General features: G+C 59.4%; 13 protein-coding genes. 9 read left to right on the top strand and 4 right to left on the bottom strand.

What is annotated here, in order from left to right:
* Nucleotide 1: 1 nt before the first annotated feature.
* From M2334_RS11620 to M2334_RS11605, 4 genes are read right to left on the bottom strand one after another with little or no spacing between them, the layout of a single operon-like run.
* The gene (locus M2334_RS11620; RefSeq protein ID WP_264605495.1) at nucleotides 2-985 is read right to left on the bottom strand and encodes a 2-hydroxyacid dehydrogenase; all 984 of its coding nucleotides are present in this window, start codon (nucleotides 983-985) and stop codon (nucleotides 2-4) included.
* Nucleotides 978-1,472, bottom strand: coding sequence for a DUF3237 domain-containing protein (locus M2334_RS11615; protein ID WP_264605494.1), 495 nt, complete (start codon nucleotides 1,470-1,472; stop codon nucleotides 978-980). The genes M2334_RS11620 and M2334_RS11615 overlap by 8 nt, the downstream gene beginning before the upstream one ends.
* Nucleotides 1,469-3,109, bottom strand: a complete 1,641-nt coding sequence (locus M2334_RS11610; protein WP_264605493.1) for an MFS transporter — start codon at nucleotides 3,107-3,109, stop codon at nucleotides 1,469-1,471. The genes M2334_RS11615 and M2334_RS11610 overlap by 4 nt, the downstream gene beginning before the upstream one ends.
* Before the next feature lie 3 nt (nucleotides 3,110-3,112).
* Nucleotides 3,113-4,639, bottom strand: coding sequence for an NAD-dependent succinate-semialdehyde dehydrogenase (locus M2334_RS11605; protein WP_264605492.1), 1,527 nt, complete (start codon nucleotides 4,637-4,639; stop codon nucleotides 3,113-3,115).
* A gap of 38 nt (nucleotides 4,640-4,677) precedes the next feature.
* Between M2334_RS11605 and M2334_RS11600 the strand changes: the two genes are divergently transcribed.
* From M2334_RS11600 to M2334_RS11560, 9 genes are all read left to right on the top strand, one after another.
* Nucleotides 4,678-5,694, top strand: coding sequence for an AraC family transcriptional regulator (locus M2334_RS11600; RefSeq protein WP_264605491.1), 1,017 nt, complete (start codon nucleotides 4,678-4,680; stop codon nucleotides 5,692-5,694).
* Nucleotides 5,695-8,121 carry a TonB-dependent receptor gene (locus tag M2334_RS11595; protein WP_264605490.1) on the top strand — a complete coding sequence of 809 codons (2,427 nt, stop codon included), beginning with the start codon at nucleotides 5,695-5,697 and terminating at the stop codon, nucleotides 8,119-8,121.
* Between the two features lie 197 nt (nucleotides 8,122-8,318).
* Nucleotides 8,319-9,776, top strand: coding sequence for a carotenoid oxygenase family protein (locus tag M2334_RS11590; RefSeq protein WP_264605489.1), 1,458 nt, complete (start codon nucleotides 8,319-8,321; stop codon nucleotides 9,774-9,776).
* Nucleotides 9,777-9,843: 67 nt separating this feature from the next.
* Nucleotides 9,844-10,611 carry an IclR family transcriptional regulator gene (locus tag M2334_RS11585; protein ID WP_264605488.1) on the top strand — a complete coding sequence of 256 codons (768 nt, stop codon included), beginning with the start codon at nucleotides 9,844-9,846 and terminating at the stop codon, nucleotides 10,609-10,611.
* Between the two features lie 11 nt (nucleotides 10,612-10,622).
* A complete protein-coding gene (locus M2334_RS11580; RefSeq protein ID WP_264605487.1) occupies nucleotides 10,623-11,783 on the top strand; it encodes a CaiB/BaiF CoA transferase family protein in 1,161 nt (386 codons plus the stop codon).
* Entirely contained in the window at nucleotides 11,783-12,496 is a 714-nt protein-coding gene (locus M2334_RS11575; protein ID WP_264605486.1) for an enoyl-CoA hydratase/isomerase family protein, read from the top strand. Before M2334_RS11580 ends, M2334_RS11575 begins: the two co-directional genes overlap by 1 nt.
* Nucleotides 12,496-13,305 carry a CoA transferase subunit A gene (locus M2334_RS11570; protein ID WP_264605485.1) on the top strand — a complete coding sequence of 270 codons (810 nt, stop codon included), beginning with the start codon at nucleotides 12,496-12,498 and terminating at the stop codon, nucleotides 13,303-13,305. The genes M2334_RS11575 and M2334_RS11570 overlap by 1 nt, the downstream gene beginning before the upstream one ends.
* Entirely contained in the window at nucleotides 13,302-14,036 is a 735-nt protein-coding gene (locus M2334_RS11565) for a CoA-transferase subunit beta (protein WP_264605484.1), read from the top strand. Before M2334_RS11570 ends, M2334_RS11565 begins: the two co-directional genes overlap by 4 nt.
* Nucleotides 13,996-15,447, top strand: coding sequence for a class I adenylate-forming enzyme family protein (locus M2334_RS11560; protein WP_264605483.1), 1,452 nt, complete (start codon nucleotides 13,996-13,998; stop codon nucleotides 15,445-15,447). The genes M2334_RS11565 and M2334_RS11560 overlap by 41 nt, the downstream gene beginning before the upstream one ends.
* Nucleotide 15,448 lies beyond the last annotated feature (1 nt).

The following is a 15,448-nucleotide window of genomic DNA, read 5'->3' as shown; positions in this document are numbered from 1 at the left end:
CTCAATAGCCTTTGACGCGGTCGAACAGGTGGGTTGGGGTTTCCCGGCGCTCCACGGCGCCGATCAGAGTGTGGGCGTGCCCGACCGCTGCCGACATGGATACAACAGAGGCAAGATGCGGCGTGACGATGACGCGCGGATGATCCCAAAGTGGATCGCCTGCAGGCAAGGGTTCCTGCGGCGTAACATCCAGAACCGCGCCGCCAAGTTGCCCTGTTTCCAAAGCTGCCAGAAGATCCGGAATGACCACATGCTCGCCGCGCGCGACGTTCACGATTCCCGCTCCGCGCGGCATGAGCGCGAAAAGGGATTGGTCGACGATGCCGCTCAGCGCGGGACTGGATGGCAGCATGCAGACGAGAATATCGCTTTGCGCCGCTAATTGCTGCAGACCTTCCTCTCCCCACAGGCAGGCAATCGCGCTTTCGGGTCGGGCTCGGCTTGCCCAACCCTTCACTTGAAAGCCGATCTTTTCGAGGCAAGTGGCGGCACTCATGCCCATGGCGCCAAGGCCCAGAATGCCGACCCGGCAATCATGTGCGGTGCGACCGATGGAAAAATGGTCCCATTGATGCTCAGCTTGCGCCTGCATCATCCGGGGCACGTCGCGCAGTAAGGAGAGGCATGCCCATGCGACGTAATCAGCCATCTGGTCACGGGTCTGATCCGTTGACATCCGTGCAATCGGAACAGTGTCCGGCAGGCTGGGATCGGCCGTGAGATGATCCACGCCGGCGCCGAGGCTTATGATGAGCTGCAGATTGGGAAACTGCGCCAACCGGCCCGGTTGCGGCCGAAAGCACAGTGCATAGGCGACATCTTCCACCTCGATGGACGCATCATCAATATCGACTACGCGCACATTGGCGCCAGCCGCCTCGAAGAGCCGCGTCCACTCGGCGAGCGGCGCAAATTTATTGCAGGTGACGGCGACAATATTTTGCACTTGGTCCTCGTTTTGCTTTGTCGTTTTTGCGTTACTCAATGCTGAAAATGTCCATGTACAATCGGGCGGGTGGATCACGCCTTGGGACGCCGATGAACAGGCGATGGTTGAAGTCGGCAAGCGCCGGATCGGAGGTGATGAAACGATAGACGGCCCTGAAATAAATCTGTTCAGGATCGACGGCCTTGCCCGAATTCGCAGCCTGCATGACGTCAACGGCCCCCGAACGCAGGCCGAACCCCCGAACCTCAACGAGCGATTCGCTGGTCGTGCGCAACATGAAATGCACGTCCAGTTCGGTCGTGCCGTCCGGCCAGACCGTCTGCCAGTCAGCGCTTGGTAGCATCTCGGCCTCAAATTTGCCGGTCGCCGTTCCGCCGATAACCTCTACGCAGCGACGTTCAAAACCTTGAGCGCTGCCAAGGGAATGACGCGTCGTGAGATCGACCGACAAGGTAAGCCAAACATCTTCCGAGATATGCACACCATCCTCCAGAGTTGGAAAGTCTCTCAGCAGAGCGATCAACGCGCGTTTGCGCTCGCTTTCGTGGCCTTCATCACCACGGCGAGGGCAGCGATGGACAAGGGCGTGACGAGGAAGATCGCTGCCATTGCGAAGCCAAGATCATTGGTGGCGTCGCTCGTGAGGCCCACCGCATAAGGCCCGATGCCAAGGCCAAGGATCGTGAAGGACAGATAAGTGACGGCGGTCGCAAGACCACGCAGATGAGGCGGCATCGTATCTGCAATGCTGGCCATGCAGCAGGGATACCAGGCCCCGGTGAGAAACAGGAAGATCCCGTAATAGATCACATAATCCGCAATGTTGGTCTGGTTCAGGGCCATGAGGGCGAAGGGAGGTGCGCCCAGGATGGAGACGAGCATGACCAACTGGCGACCGAGCACCGTGCGGCGGCTCATCCAGTCGCCCAGCATGCCGCCGAGGATCGTTCCTGCAAAGCCACAGGCCAGCGTGACAAGACCGATCTGCTTGCCGACCTCCGCCGGGGTCGCGCCATAGGTCTGCATGGCATAGGGCGCAGCGAATGCATTGAAGCCATAGGCCATGCAGACTTGCGCCGTCACGATGATGACAAGGCTGGGGAAAATAGGCTTCGACCACATTGTCGCGAAAGCAGCGGGATCATTGCGTCGTTGGGCAAGCATCCAGCTGCAAGCGGCATGAAGCCCAAAGGCCAGCATCACTGACTGCACGAGATGGGATGTCACGGGCACGCCCAGCAGATGACCATAGACATCGCTGGCATCGACCGGTGCGATCAGGCCAAGAGCGCTCACGCACAAGACCGCGAACAGGACCATGCCGAGCTGGAGTAAAATCAGCTGTACGATCCGCGCCTGATCGGCGCCGCTTCTTGCTGCAGCCCAGACATTCAGGACCGGCAGCAGCGGCAGGATTTCGAAGGCAGCAGCGCGAACCGGCTTTTTGGCCGGTGGCGTGACGATGCCATCAGCAGCGCCACGGCGAGGCTCGCGCAGGAAGAGCACAAAGATAGCAAGGATCAGGCCGGGAATGGCCGCCGCGATGAATGTCGCACGCCAGCCAGAAAGGCCGAACCAGCCGATTCCGCTTGGGAACTGGCTATTCCACCAGCCGATGACGAGACCGCCGAAAATGGTCGAAAGGCCAAGCCCGAGGGTTGCTGCAGACATCAGGATCGCAAAGGCCGTCCCGCGCAATGACTTGGGGAACAGATCGGCGACCATGGAATTGGAGGCGGGGCCGGCCCCTGCTTCGCCAACGGCCACCACCGAGCGCCAGGTTGCGAGTTGCGCGACGCCAGCCGACAAGCCGCACCCGATCGTTGCGAATGACCAGACGACGAGGCAGCTTGCGATCTGGCGGGTTCGCACCCATCCATCGGCAAGCCGTCCCATAGGGATCGCGAACAGCGAATAGAACACCGAGAAGACGGTGCCGTAGATCAGGCCGATTTCCGCATTGCCGATTTGCAGATCCCGCTTGATGTCCACCGCGAGGATGGTGATGATTTGACGGTCGAGCATGCTCACGGCGGAGATCAGCGTGAGGACGATAAGTGTTCCCCATGCCCGCCAGCCGCCGACGGCTTTTGTCGAGATCGCCAGCGGGGCATCGCTGTCAGACGGGGTTTGTGCGTCGGCGCGCGGGGAGACGATCATCGTTCAGGCTGCCAGCACGGAAACGAATTTGACATTCTGATAAGCTTCCAACGCTTCGCTCCCGCCCTCGCTGCCATAACCTGAATCCTTGATGCCGCCGAAGGGTGTCTCCGGCAGGCCTACGCCATGATGGTTGACGGATACCATGCCTGCTTCAAGCTGGTCGCGCAGTCGCAAGATGCGGCCGGAATCTTTGGTATAGGCATAAGCGGCAAGGGCATAAGGCAGCCGGTTGGCTTCGCTGATCATGCTCGCCTCGTCCGGCATTTTCTGGATCAGCGCGATCGGGCCAAATGGCTCCTCACTCATGATGCGGGCATTGAGCGGCACATCGGTCAGGATCGTCGGCTCGAAGAAATAGCCGGCATTGCCCGCGCGCCGTCCACCACGATGCAGCGTCGCGCCTTGCGCCACCGCATCATCGACCAGCATTTTCATGGCATCGACGCGACGCGAATTGGCCAGAGGGCCAAGCGTCGTTTCGGCATCCGTGCCCGCGCCGATCTTGAAAGATGCGGCAATCGCATCGAACCCGGAGAGAAACTGCTCATAGGCCTGCTCCTGCACCAGAAAACGCGTGGGCGACACGCATGTCTGGCCCGCATTGCGGAACTTGTTGGCGCCAAGAATTGAGACGGCGGAGTGCAGATCGGCATCATCGAACACGAGGGCGGGGGAGTGACCGCCAAGCTCCATCGTCATGCGCTTCATGTGCCTGCCTGCCAGCGCTGCAAGCTCCTTGCCGACAGCCGTGGAGCCGGTGAAGGAGATTTTGCGGACGGAAGGATGGGAGATGAGGAAGGTCGATACGGCGGCAGGCACACCAAAGACCAGATTGATCGCCTCCGGCTCAATGCCCCCATCCAGAAAAGCCTGAACCAGTTCGACGACGCTCGAAGGCGTTTCTTCCGGGCCTTTAAGAATGATGGAGCATCCCGCAGCGAGCGAAGCAGCCAGCTTGCGGACGGCCTGATTGATCGGAAAATTCCACGGCGTGAAGGCAGCTACAGGCCCGATCGGCTCACGGATCGAAGACTGCAATATTCGCTGATCGCGCGATGGTATTTCGCGGCCATAGGCGCGCACGCATTCATCCGCGCACCATTCGATAATGTCCGCACCTGCCATTGCTTCGGCGCGCGCCTGCGCCAGCGGCTTGCCCTGTTCGGATGTAATAAGAGCGGCGATACGATCCGCGCGGTTGCGCAAGGATGCTGCTGCGCGATGGAGGATTGCACGTCGGTCAAACGCCGGCACGCGGCGCCATTTCTCGAACCCTGCAGTAGCTGATTGCACGGCCAGCTCAAGGCCAGCCTGATCGATCACCGGGCAGCGGGCGATTTCCTGACCCGTCGCTGGATCGAAGACAGGCGAGCTTTCAGTGCCCAGCTCACGCCAAACGCCACCGACATAATGTTTGAAGCTCACGAAAACCTCTCCTAAGTTCTGTATATCAGAACGCTGTTCTAAAAGGTATTGCCAAGGTCTGGTTGGTTTGTCTAGTCCTGTCTCAACCGGGCTGCGCAGCAAGCGAGTCAGACCCGGAGTGAGGAGTGTAGGAGAGGACCATGACGCAAAGTGCTTGGGAGAGTTTCTCCACTGCAGGGCTGCGCGCGACGCAAGCCGTTCCTGAATGGAACCGGTTCACCGCGCAGACGCTCGGTCCCGTCGAGATACAACCACTTGGCAGCGCGCCTTTTGCCGGCACTATTTCCAGAATTGCAATCGGGCCGCTCGGCCTGATCCGCGTGCAATCGACGCCAGCGCGCGCCATTGCTTTGCAAGGCGGCGTTGGCCGCTGGGCTTCTTGCGAGAATGATTCCCTTCTCCTCGTCCTCTCCGAAGGCGAGCGGGTGTTTCAGGAATGCGGCAAGGCGCTCAAGCTTGAGCGGGGCGACCTGTTCATTCGCGATCTCACCAAACCCTGGGCGCATGACAGCGTGGAGAAAATTGATCGCCTCATGGTCAAGATCCCCTATTCCGCGCTGCTTACGCGTGTGAGTGATCCCTCTTTGTTGGCAGGCCAGACCTTCCTGGCAACCAACCCGATGGTTGCGATGGCCGTCGATGTCATCCGTTCGATTTACCGCACGCTTGAGATCCAAGTGCAGATCGAGCTTGGCAATACGATGTCAGGCTTAATCCTGGACTGCGTAAAGATGCTGTATGACGGCGTGGTGGCGCCTAATGCCGTGCAGGGGGCCACACAGCAACGCTCGGTGATCCGCCGCGACGCGATGAATTACATCAATTCAAATCTGGCTGATCCCGAACTCAATGTCGGTGCCGTATCCCGGTCGCTTGGAATCGGGCCGCGAAGCTTGCAACGGGCCTTCCTCGATGTGGGTCAGAGCCCGGCTTCGTTCATCCGCTCGCAGCGGCTGGATCGCGCAGCGGCGCTGCTGAGACGAGGCGGACTGACACAGGGCTGCATCTTGGATGTCGCCATGTCCGTCGGCTTCAATGATGCCAGCTATTTCAGCCGATCATTCTCGCAAAAGTTTGGAATGTGTCCGCGATCCTTCTGTACCGACGCGGCGCAAAGGCGACCGGATGTCCAAATCAGTCAAGCAGCAGACGCGTAGGTGAAAGACGCGGATCGAGCCGAAAAGTACAATGTGAAAATCGCCAAAGAGCGTTTTCCGAGAGGGGATAAAGTCATGAAAGTTGCTTTTAAATCATCACTGGCCGTGTCGCTGTTCGCGATCGTCGCGTCAGGCGCGGCGCACGCGCAAACGTCATCCGATCCCTCCGCACCACCGGCAGAGCCAAGCCAGAGCGCGCAAGCGGACCCTGTCAGAGGGGATGGCGACATCATCGTCACAGCGCAATTTCGGTCGCAAACTGTGCAGAAGACACCTCTCGCAATTTCGGCTTTGAACGCTGAATTGCTGGCCCAGAAAGGCGTGACCGATATCATCGGTGCTGCAAATCTCGCGCCGAACGTCCAGCTTTCCAACAATGCGACCGGATATGGCGGCACGGCGGCGATTTACATTCGCGGCGTGGGCCAGCGCGATCCGAACTTCGCGGTCGAGCCGGGCGTCGGCGTTTATGTGGATGAAGTTTATTATGGCGTGATGCCCGGCGCGGTCACTGAGATGGTGGACGTGGAGCGCGTTGAAATTCTGCGCGGTCCCCAAGGCACGCTGGCAGGCAAGAACTCGATCGGCGGCGCCATCCGCCTCTTCTCCAAACGACCCGGCCCGGATGCTGACGCTTTCATCGAGGTCGGAGCGGGATCGCGCAACAGTGTGGTCGCCAAGGGCGCGACCAATGTGACCATCGCTGATCAGACCCTCTACGGCCGCGTTGCCTTCGGCGTACGCCATAGCGAAGGCTATATGGATCGGCTGGATTATGCCTGCGCGACAGGCACGTCCTTCGCCACGACGAAGCGGACCGATACAAGCTGCGTGCTTGGGCAACAGGGTGGCCGCGACGTCTTCGTTGGCCGTGCTTCGCTGCTGTGGACGCCTTCAGCAGATATCGAAAATCTTTTCGTTGCTGACGTTTCCCATGATCGTTCGGAGAATCCGGCCGTCAAAACTCTGACCCAGTCGGCCGCATGGGCTGGCACGGCAAATTATATCACCGGTCCGGAGAGCTACACCAATTACGAAAATTATGAGGTTCGCCCGACCAGTGGCGTTGCCGCCGGTAGCAGATATTACATGTCGGACAGAACGCCTGTGGATTCATGGGGCATTTCCAACACGCTCAAGATCAAGCTGGGTGATGTCTCGCTGACGTCCATCACCGGCTATCGTCGCACGACAATCTCGATCCAGTCTGCGGCTGATGGGACTCCTGCTTCCATCCTCGATCAGATCTGGAACATGAAGCACCGACAGTTTTCGCAGGAGCTTCGTTTGAACGGCAGCTTCGGCGCGCTGCTCGATTGGACGGCGGGCGGCTATTATTACAATGCCAAGGGGCTATCGACTGGACGCTTGACGATCCCCGGCGGCGTGGCCCTGGGCGGCGGCGGCGTAAATCTCGACGCGCTTTACAGCGATCCGGTTGAAACGCGCTCTAAATCTGTGTTTCTCCACACCGTCCTGCACCCCATTGTTGGCGTGAACATCACCGGCGCAGTTCGCTACACGGACGATTTCAAATCCTTCACCTTCCATCGCTACAACATTGATGGCTCAAACAGCACCAGCCTCGGCGGGCTGACCGGTGTGAATGTGACGTTCAAGGGTGAACGCGTCGATTATCGCATCGCTGCTGATGTGGAACTCGCTCAGGACCTGCTTGCCTATGCGCAGCTATCCACTGGCTATAAGGGCGGTGGCGTCAACCCACGGCCATATTTCGCAAGTCAGGCGCTTCCATATGAGCCTGAGACGCTCACATCCTATGAGGTGGGCTTTAAAAGCCGCTTCTTTGATCGTCGCGTGACGCTGAATGTCTCAGCATTCATCAATGATTATAAGGACTTCCAGGGCACATTGACCCGCTGCGATTCCATTTCACCCTTTGCCGCAGCGCCATGCTCGCAAACAACGAATATTGGTGACGCCCGGATCAAGGGTATCGAGGGTGAGCTGACGGCAGAGCCGATCGACGGCCTGAAACTGGATGGATCTCTGGGCTATCTCAACTTCGAATATACAAGGATCAATCCAAGCAGTGGCGTTCTGCCCGGCATGACCAACGAATATACGCCCGAGTGGACCGGTTCCGCAGGAATTCAGTATCGTCTGGAAGCTGGCAAGATCGGTTCGTTCACGCCACGTGTCGATATGGCCTATCGTTCTCGGGTTGAAACACGCGCGGTGAATGATCCGAGAGGTTCGCTTCCGGGCCGGGCGCTCGTTTCGGCCAAGCTGACATGGCGCGATCAGGCAGATGAGTGGCATGCAGAGGCTTCCGTCACTAACCTTCTGGATAAATTCTATTATAATGCCGCCTATGTGCTGACCGGCGCGCCTTATTTCACAGGGCTTGGCGTTGTGGGCGAACCGCGCACCTTCATGTTCACTGTGCGTCGTTCGTTCAAATGAAGGCGACCATGATCGTCAGCCTTCGCGATCGATAGAAGGAGGAGTTTGGCGTGAACAAGGCAGTTGCCGCTCACGCCAAAGCTTTCAAACGGTCATGTCAAAGATGGACATTTCAAGCCCATTCCGTTAACGCATAATATAGAACTATGTTCTGTTATTTGGAATTGCGATGGCTCTGCAAATAGTGAGGGAAGCAAATGGTCGCTAAATGGGGAGGGGACGGATATTTCGCTCCCAATCGCTTCGATGCTGACGTCGCGGACTGCATGGTTGAAGGCGTGATCCCTGCTGACCTTGATGGCGCATTCTTCCGCCTGTCAGCGGATTTTCTTTATCCGCCCGCAGGGTTCAATGCCCTCGCAGCCGACGGCTACATCAGTCGCTTCCGCGTGAAGGATGGCCATGTTTCCTATCGTGGCCGCTACGTGCAGAATGAGCGTTACCGCAGTCAGATCGCGGCGCAGCGCCAATTGTTCGGCGCCTATCGCAACCCGTTCACTGACGACGAGTCGGTCCGCAATTTTGATTCTCCGCGCGGGAGCACCGCATCGAACACCACCCCGGTCGTGCTGGCAGGCAAGCTGCTCGCGACGAAGGAGGATGCGCTTCCCTTCGAGATCGACCCCATCACGCTAGAGACAAAAGACTATTACGACTTTGACGGGCAGGTCGATGCGATGACCTTCACCGCACATCCCAAGGTCGACCCCGCGACCGGTGAGACATTTGCGTTCAGCTATGAAGCCTCTGGCTTGTGCAGCCGCGATGTCGTCCTCTTCTGCTTCGACCGGAGCGGCAAGAAGACTTGGGAGTGCAAAATCGAGGCGCCCTATACTTGCCTGATGCACGACATGTGGTTGACCAATGGCCATATCGTCATTCCCGGCGGCGGCACCATGACGAGCATGGAGCGCCTGAAGGCCGGATATCCGCATTGGGCGTGGGATAATGACAGCCTAAATTATTATCTCGTGATCCCGAGGCACGGTCGTCCGGAAGACTTGCGCGTGATCGAAGGGCCACTGCGTGCCATTGTTCACACGATTAACGGTCAGTCGAACGGGAATGTCCTGACGCTGGATGCGCCCGCCGCCGAGGGCAACAGCTGGTTCCCACTCTTCCCAGCGCTCGATGAGTCAGTGCCGGCCACCGTGGCGCACAAGATCCGTCGCTTCACGATCGATCTTGATAACCCCGCCAACGAGATTGAAGAGCAGATCCTGTTCAATCAGACGATCACCAACTTTACGCGTATCGATGATCGGTTCGCTTGCCAGAACAGCAAATTTACCTGGGTGCAGTGCGAGGATCCCTCAAGGGAATCCTCAGGGATGACGCGCGGTCGCGCGCCGGGGGAATATGCAGCGACGGATCATATTGCCCGCTTCAATCTGGAGACGGGTGAATGTGTGGCTTATCACGCCGGTGCGGGTCAGGTCGTCCAGGAGCCAAGCTTCATTCCCCGGCCCGGAAGCCATCTCGAAGGCGATGGTTATCTGATCGCCGCGACCCATAATGTCCCTCAGATGCGGGGCGAACTGCTGATCGTCGATGCGATGACGATGCAGGAATGTGGCCGCGCCATCTTGCCGTTCCGCCTTGCCCCGCAGATTCACGGCGTCTGGGCGGCCGCGCACGATCTGCGTCTGGATTGACGATGAGCCTTTCCCCAGTCCACCACTCTCAGCCTCAAGATAACTCTGGAAAGGGTAAAACCGGCTGATGGACACGACCTTACTCAAAGGGCTCAAGCTCCTCGAAATTCTGGCGCGATCGCCCCAGGCGCGCGGAACCACGGATCTCGCTGGCGCCCTTGGCGTTCCGAAAAGCAATGCGCATCGGACATTGCAAAGCCTCATCCATGCCGGTTTCGTGCAACAGGATGAGAATGGGTTGTATGAATGCACATCCAAGCTCTTCGAACTTGGTAATGCTGCATTCGGCCGTCAGGACATTCGCAAGATCGCCGCTGGTGAGATGCAGCGCCTCGCCAACATCACGAAAGAGACGATCCATCTGTCGATCCTCGATCGGATCGAAGTCATCTATATCGACAAGATCGAAAGTCCTCAGCCAGTCCGTGCTTACTCCGAAATAGGCGGCAGGGCGCCTGCGCACTGCGTTGCATCAGGCAAGGCACAATTGGCTTTTTCAGGGTCTCACAATCTCAATTCGCTACCTGATCCGCTGCCCTCATTCAGTTCTAACACACGTGCGACACGCGCCGATCTGAGCAAGGAGCTCGCGCAGGTTCGCGAGCGTGGATACGCCGTGAATATGGGTGAGTGGCGCGAGAGCGTCGGTGGTGTCGCGTCTCCTATTTTCGATGCAACCGGGCGTTGTATCGCAGCGATTGGCGTGTCGGGACCGACCGACCGCATGACAGCGATTAAGCGGGAACAATTTTCTTCAGAAGTATTAGCGGCCGCGCGCGCCGTCTCCCGCATGACTGGCGGTGATTTCGATCTCGCCAGACGCTCGACTAGATAAAGGAAGATTTCATGAAGCTGCTTGACGGGGTCAAGGTCGTCGAATTCTGTAGTGTCGCTGCAGGGCCATTCTGCGCGATGCTGCTTGCCGATCTTGGCGCGGACGTCATCAAGGTCGAGCATCCCGGCGGTGGCGATTCCATGCGGGAGTGGCCACCGATCACAGATGGCTACAGCGAGAATTTCGCGTCGCTCAATCGGAACAAGCGGTCGGTCACGCTCAATCTCAAAGATCCTTTGGACGCCGAACTCGCGCGCCAATTGGCTTGCGATGCCGACATTATCGTGGAGAATAATCGTCCCGGTGTGATGCGCCGGCTTGGGCTCGATTATGAGACGTTGAGCGCACAATCGCCCGGGCTGGTCTATTGCTCGATTTCGGCTTTTGGTCAGCAAGGGCCACGCTCGACCGAAGGCGGCTTCGATCTGACGCTTCAGGCCATGAGCGGCGTGATGAGCGTGACGGGCGAGCCCGGTGGTGCGCCCGTGAAAAGCGGCGTGCCGCTCACCGATTTCGCGACCGGCCTTTATGGTGCTATGGCCGCCATCGCAGCGCTGCGGCAAGCGGAGCAGACGGGGCAGGGCAGCCATGTCGACGTGCCGATGTTCGGCGCATCGCTGGCGATCGCGGCTCTGCAGACCAGCGAATATTTTGGCAGCGGCAAGGATCCGGTCAAACTGGGTTCGGCGCATCCGCGCAACGCGCCTTATCAGGCGTTCAAGGTGCAGGATGGCTATATCGCTTTCGCGGCGGGTAACGACAAATTGTGGAAATCCACCTGCACGGCAATCGGTCGGGAAGATCTGGCCGATGCAGAGCGCTTCTCATCGACCCGGCTGCGCTGCGCCAATCAGGCCGAGCTCGTCGAGATCATCGAAGCCGCCTTTGCCGATACGAGCGTTGATGAAGCGCTGCGACGTCTTCGTGAAGCGGCCGTGCCTTGCTCGCCGATCAACACTTATTCGCAGGCGCTCGCCGACGAACAGGTCGCCCATATGGGCTGGGTGCAACCGCTGGAGCTGCCGGGCGGCCATATGACCAAGACATTCGTCAGCCCGCTGACGATTGGCGGTGTGGGTGGAACCGTGCGCCGCAGCCCACCGCGCCTTGGCGAGCATAATGCCGAGCTGCTGAACCCGTTGCGGGAGAAGCAGGCACAGGTGGCTGGCTGATGCTGGAAAGCACAAAGCAGGATGGCATCACGCGGCTGACGCTTGCCAATGACCAGCGCCGCAATGCGCTGGCTCCCGAGCTCGTGCGGGCGTTGAGTGCCGCGCTCGAAACGGCCTTTCATGACGGTAGCCGCCTGATCGTGCTCGATGGGCGCGGTAAGGCGTTTTGCGCAGGGTTCGATCTGTCCGATCTGGAAGAGGCGAGCCATGGCGATCTGCTGCTCCGCCTCGTCGAGATCGAGCAATTGCTCCAGCTCGTCTATCACGCGCCAACTCCCGTCATTGCACTTGGCCACGGGCCTTGCTTTGGCGCAGGTGCTGATCTGTTTGCAGCGTGCGCGCATCGCATCGCGGCGCCGGACGCCCGCTTCATGTTCCCCGGACCGCGCTTTGGCCTCGTGCTGGGGACGCGTCGGCTGGCTGCAAGGGTGGGCGATGATGCGGCATGGCGGATCGTTTCGACAACGGAAAAGCTGGATGCCACGGCAGCCCTGTCGCTTGGCATTGCGACTGAAATTGCGCCGGTCGAGGATTGGCCAGCGCGTGTGGAAAGCATCGCTGCATCGCTCGAACCAATCGAACCGCTGACGCATGGCCGTCTGCTGGCCGTGACGAAGCGTGATCATCGGGATGCAGACCTTGCTGATCTGGTCCGCTCCGCCGCTGTGCCAGATTTCAAACAAAAGCTTCAATCCTATGTGGCAGGCCGCTGATGAACCGTCGCTTCTCTCTTACTGATCTTGCGGCCCGCATCCCCGACGGCGCGAGCCTCGCGCTTGGCGGCAGCTTTCTCCATCGCGGGCCTTTTGCGATGGTGCGCGAACTGGTGCGGCAGGGGCGCCGCGATCTGGAGATCATCAAGCAATCGCCGGGCTATGACATCGATCTGCTTTGCCGCGCTGGCGCTGTGAAGAAAGCGCGTGTCGGCATCGTGGCGATGGAAGGCTATTTCGGCCTTGCGCCCTGGTATCGCCATGCCGTGCAGGCGGGCGAAATCACGCTGGAAGAGCATGCCTGCGCCAGCCTCACGGCAGGATTGCGTGCCGCAGCCTTTGGCGCGCCGTTTCAACCATGCGGCGGAATTTTCGGCTCCGAACTGGCCGTGATCAACGGCTGGAAGGAAGTGGAGGACCCCTATGGAAGCGGCCAATCCACATTTCTCATCCCGAAAATTCAGCCGGACTTCGCGATCATCCATGTGAATGAGGTGAGCGAAGAAGGTGATATCCGGGTGTTCGGCACCAGTCACTGGGATCGGCTGATGACCCGCGCAGCCAAATCCGTGCTGGTCGTGGCCGAGCGTTGCGTGCCCGCCAAGGTGTTTCAGGAGCGCCCGGAGCTCACACTTGCGCCCCACTTCATGGTCGATGGATTTACCGTGGTCGAGCGCGGCGCATGGCCGGGCTCCTGCTGGCCGGACTATGGCATCGATTATGCCGAGATCGAGAGATATATGAATTCCAAAGATCGCGATGTCTCCAGCTTCATCGACCATGTCGAAGGCGCGGGAGATGAGTCATGAGCGAGAGCTGGGACCCGTTTTCCTATATCGTCATCAACCTCGCGCGCTTCATTCGCGCAGGGGAAGTCACATTCAGCGGGGTTAATTCGACCATCCCGATGCTGTCATGCCTGCTCGCCAAGCAGGCCTATGATTTCGAATTCACCTATATCAACGTGGCGGGCGGTGTCGATCCGATACCGTCGCACATTCCATGGTCAAGCTCGGACCCGGTCCTGGCGGAAGGCTCCAGTTCGATCTTTTCGAACGAAGATTTTTACGATCTTTGCACGCGTGGCGAAATGGATCTGTGCTTCCTGGGCGCCGCACAGATCAACAAATCCGGCAGCACGAACAATTCCGTGATTGGTGACTGGGCGAAACCCAAGGTGCGACTGCCGGGCGGCGGCGGTGCAGCCGTGATGCTGCCAACGGCACGGCGCGCCTACACATGGCGCACGGAGCATACACCAAGGACGCTGGTCGAGAAGCTCGACTTCCAGACAGCATCGGGCGGTATGTCCGGCATCGTCACGCCCATCGCCGTGCTGGAACTGCGCAATGGCAGTCTTGAGATGACGTCCCATCATCCTGACGTGACGGCGCACGAGGTTGCGGAGCGGACAGGTTTTGCGCTGTCGACTGATAATGTTGGTCCTACTGCGCCACCAACTGAACGCGAGCTTGCAGCTCTGGCTGCGCTCGACTTCGATGGCCGCCATGCACGGAATGCCAATGTACATTTGTCCTGAAGCTGCATTCAGCGGCGAGATCGCCATCGGATCGATGCTGGCGCAAGCGCTGGAGCTGCACGGCAGATCTGCGCGCAACGCCCTGACAACGGATACGGAGAGTCTGAGCTATCGAGAGCTTGCCGAGCGCGTTGCAGCCACTGCCCATGCTTTGGCGGGTGCGGGCATAGCGGATGGTGAGGTTGTCGCACTGCGTGGCGATCGTACGGCTGAGACGGTCATCCTGTTTCTCGCCGCACTGCGGATCGGAGCGCCTGCACTGATTTTCGATCCGGGCACGCCAGAAGAGCTTTTGGCGCAGCAGTTCGACATGTGCGGTGTTAAGCGGCCACCTCTCGCGCCGTCCCAATTGCCTGTTCCCTCGGCCAGCGCACGCATCACCGAGCCAGAGCCAGACAAGCTCGCCATGATCCAGTTAACGTCAGGCAGCACCGGAAAGCCGAAGGGCGCCCTGCTTTCACAAGGAAATCTCGCCTGCAACGCAGCGGGCATTCTCGATCGTACGGGGCTTTCGCCCGACGATCGGCTCCTCCACATCATGCCGCTCCACCACACGAACGGCATCAACAATCAGATCATCGCCCCCATTCTGGCCGGTGCGTCCATCCTGCTCCAATCCCGGTTCAAAGCCGAACGCGCGGTTGATGCCCTGTCGCAGAATGACATTACGATCATGACCGGGGTGCCGACCATCTTCGCGCGCATGTTGCCATTGGTGCAGGGTAAGCGCTTTCCATCGCTGCGCTTCCTGCGGTGCGGGTCAGCGCCGCTGACCGAGCAACTGCATCGGGAGATAGAAGCGGGCTTTAAGACGCCGCTGATCGTCTCTTATGGCCTGTCGGAAGCGACCTGCACCTCTGTGATGAACGTGCCCGACGATCGTTGCATCGGCAGTGTCGGTCGCGCACTGCGTGGCCAGAAACTGGCGATTTTTCGCCCTGGTAGTGACGAACAGCTTGAGAGTGGGGAGGGGGAAATCCGCATCGGCGGCCCTGCGCTCATGCAAGGTTATGTCGGGTCCGCTGACCAGCCGATCGTTTCGGGATGGCTAAGAACAGGCGACCTTGGCACGATTGATGGGGCAGGTAATCTGCGGATTACCGGGCGGCTGAAAGACATCATCATCCGTGGCGGAGAGAATCTGAGCCCGGCGGAGATCGAAGCCGCCGCGCTTGAGCTTGCCGATGTTGATGCATGTTGCGTGGTCGGGGCGCCTCATAAGGATTTGGGGGAGGTCCCGGTGCTGTTCGTTACGACCAGCGCAGACGCGATCGACATCGCCCAGATCAGTGCGCACGTCCGCGCGCGGCTATCGCGCATTCATGAGCCGGCGCGCGTAATCGTGCTCGCCGCTCTTCCTGAAAATTCGGTCGGGAAAATCGACCGCAAGGCACTCATCGCAATGCTTTGAA

This window comes from Sphingobium sp. B11D3D (genome assembly GCF_025961755.1).
GTDB lineage: Bacteria > Pseudomonadota > Alphaproteobacteria > Sphingomonadales > Sphingomonadaceae > Sphingobium.
The sequence above is the reverse complement of the archived record's forward strand: the minus strand, read 5'-3'. Positions and strand labels throughout refer to the sequence as shown.

Coding starts and splice junctions, on each gene's coding strand:
- M2334_RS11610 (WP_264605493.1), bottom strand. CDS start 3,109: ATGATCGTCTCCCCGCGCGCCGACGCACAAACCCCGTCTGACAGCGAT.
- M2334_RS11600 (WP_264605491.1), top strand. CDS start 4,678: ATGACGCAAAGTGCTTGGGAGAGTTTCTCCACTGCAGGGCTGCGCGCG.
- M2334_RS11590 (WP_264605489.1), top strand. CDS start 8,319: ATGGTCGCTAAATGGGGAGGGGACGGATATTTCGCTCCCAATCGCTTC.
- M2334_RS11585 (WP_264605488.1), top strand. CDS start 9,844: ATGGACACGACCTTACTCAAAGGGCTCAAGCTCCTCGAAATTCTGGCG.
- M2334_RS11580 (WP_264605487.1), top strand. CDS start 10,623: ATGAAGCTGCTTGACGGGGTCAAGGTCGTCGAATTCTGTAGTGTCGCT.
- M2334_RS11575 (WP_264605486.1), top strand. CDS start 11,783: ATGCTGGAAAGCACAAAGCAGGATGGCATCACGCGGCTGACGCTTGCC.
- M2334_RS11570 (WP_264605485.1), top strand. CDS start 12,496: ATGAACCGTCGCTTCTCTCTTACTGATCTTGCGGCCCGCATCCCCGAC.
- M2334_RS11565 (WP_264605484.1), top strand. CDS start 13,302: ATGAGCGAGAGCTGGGACCCGTTTTCCTATATCGTCATCAACCTCGCG.
- M2334_RS11560 (WP_264605483.1), top strand. CDS start 13,996: ATGGCCGCCATGCACGGAATGCCAATGTACATTTGTCCTGAAGCTGCA.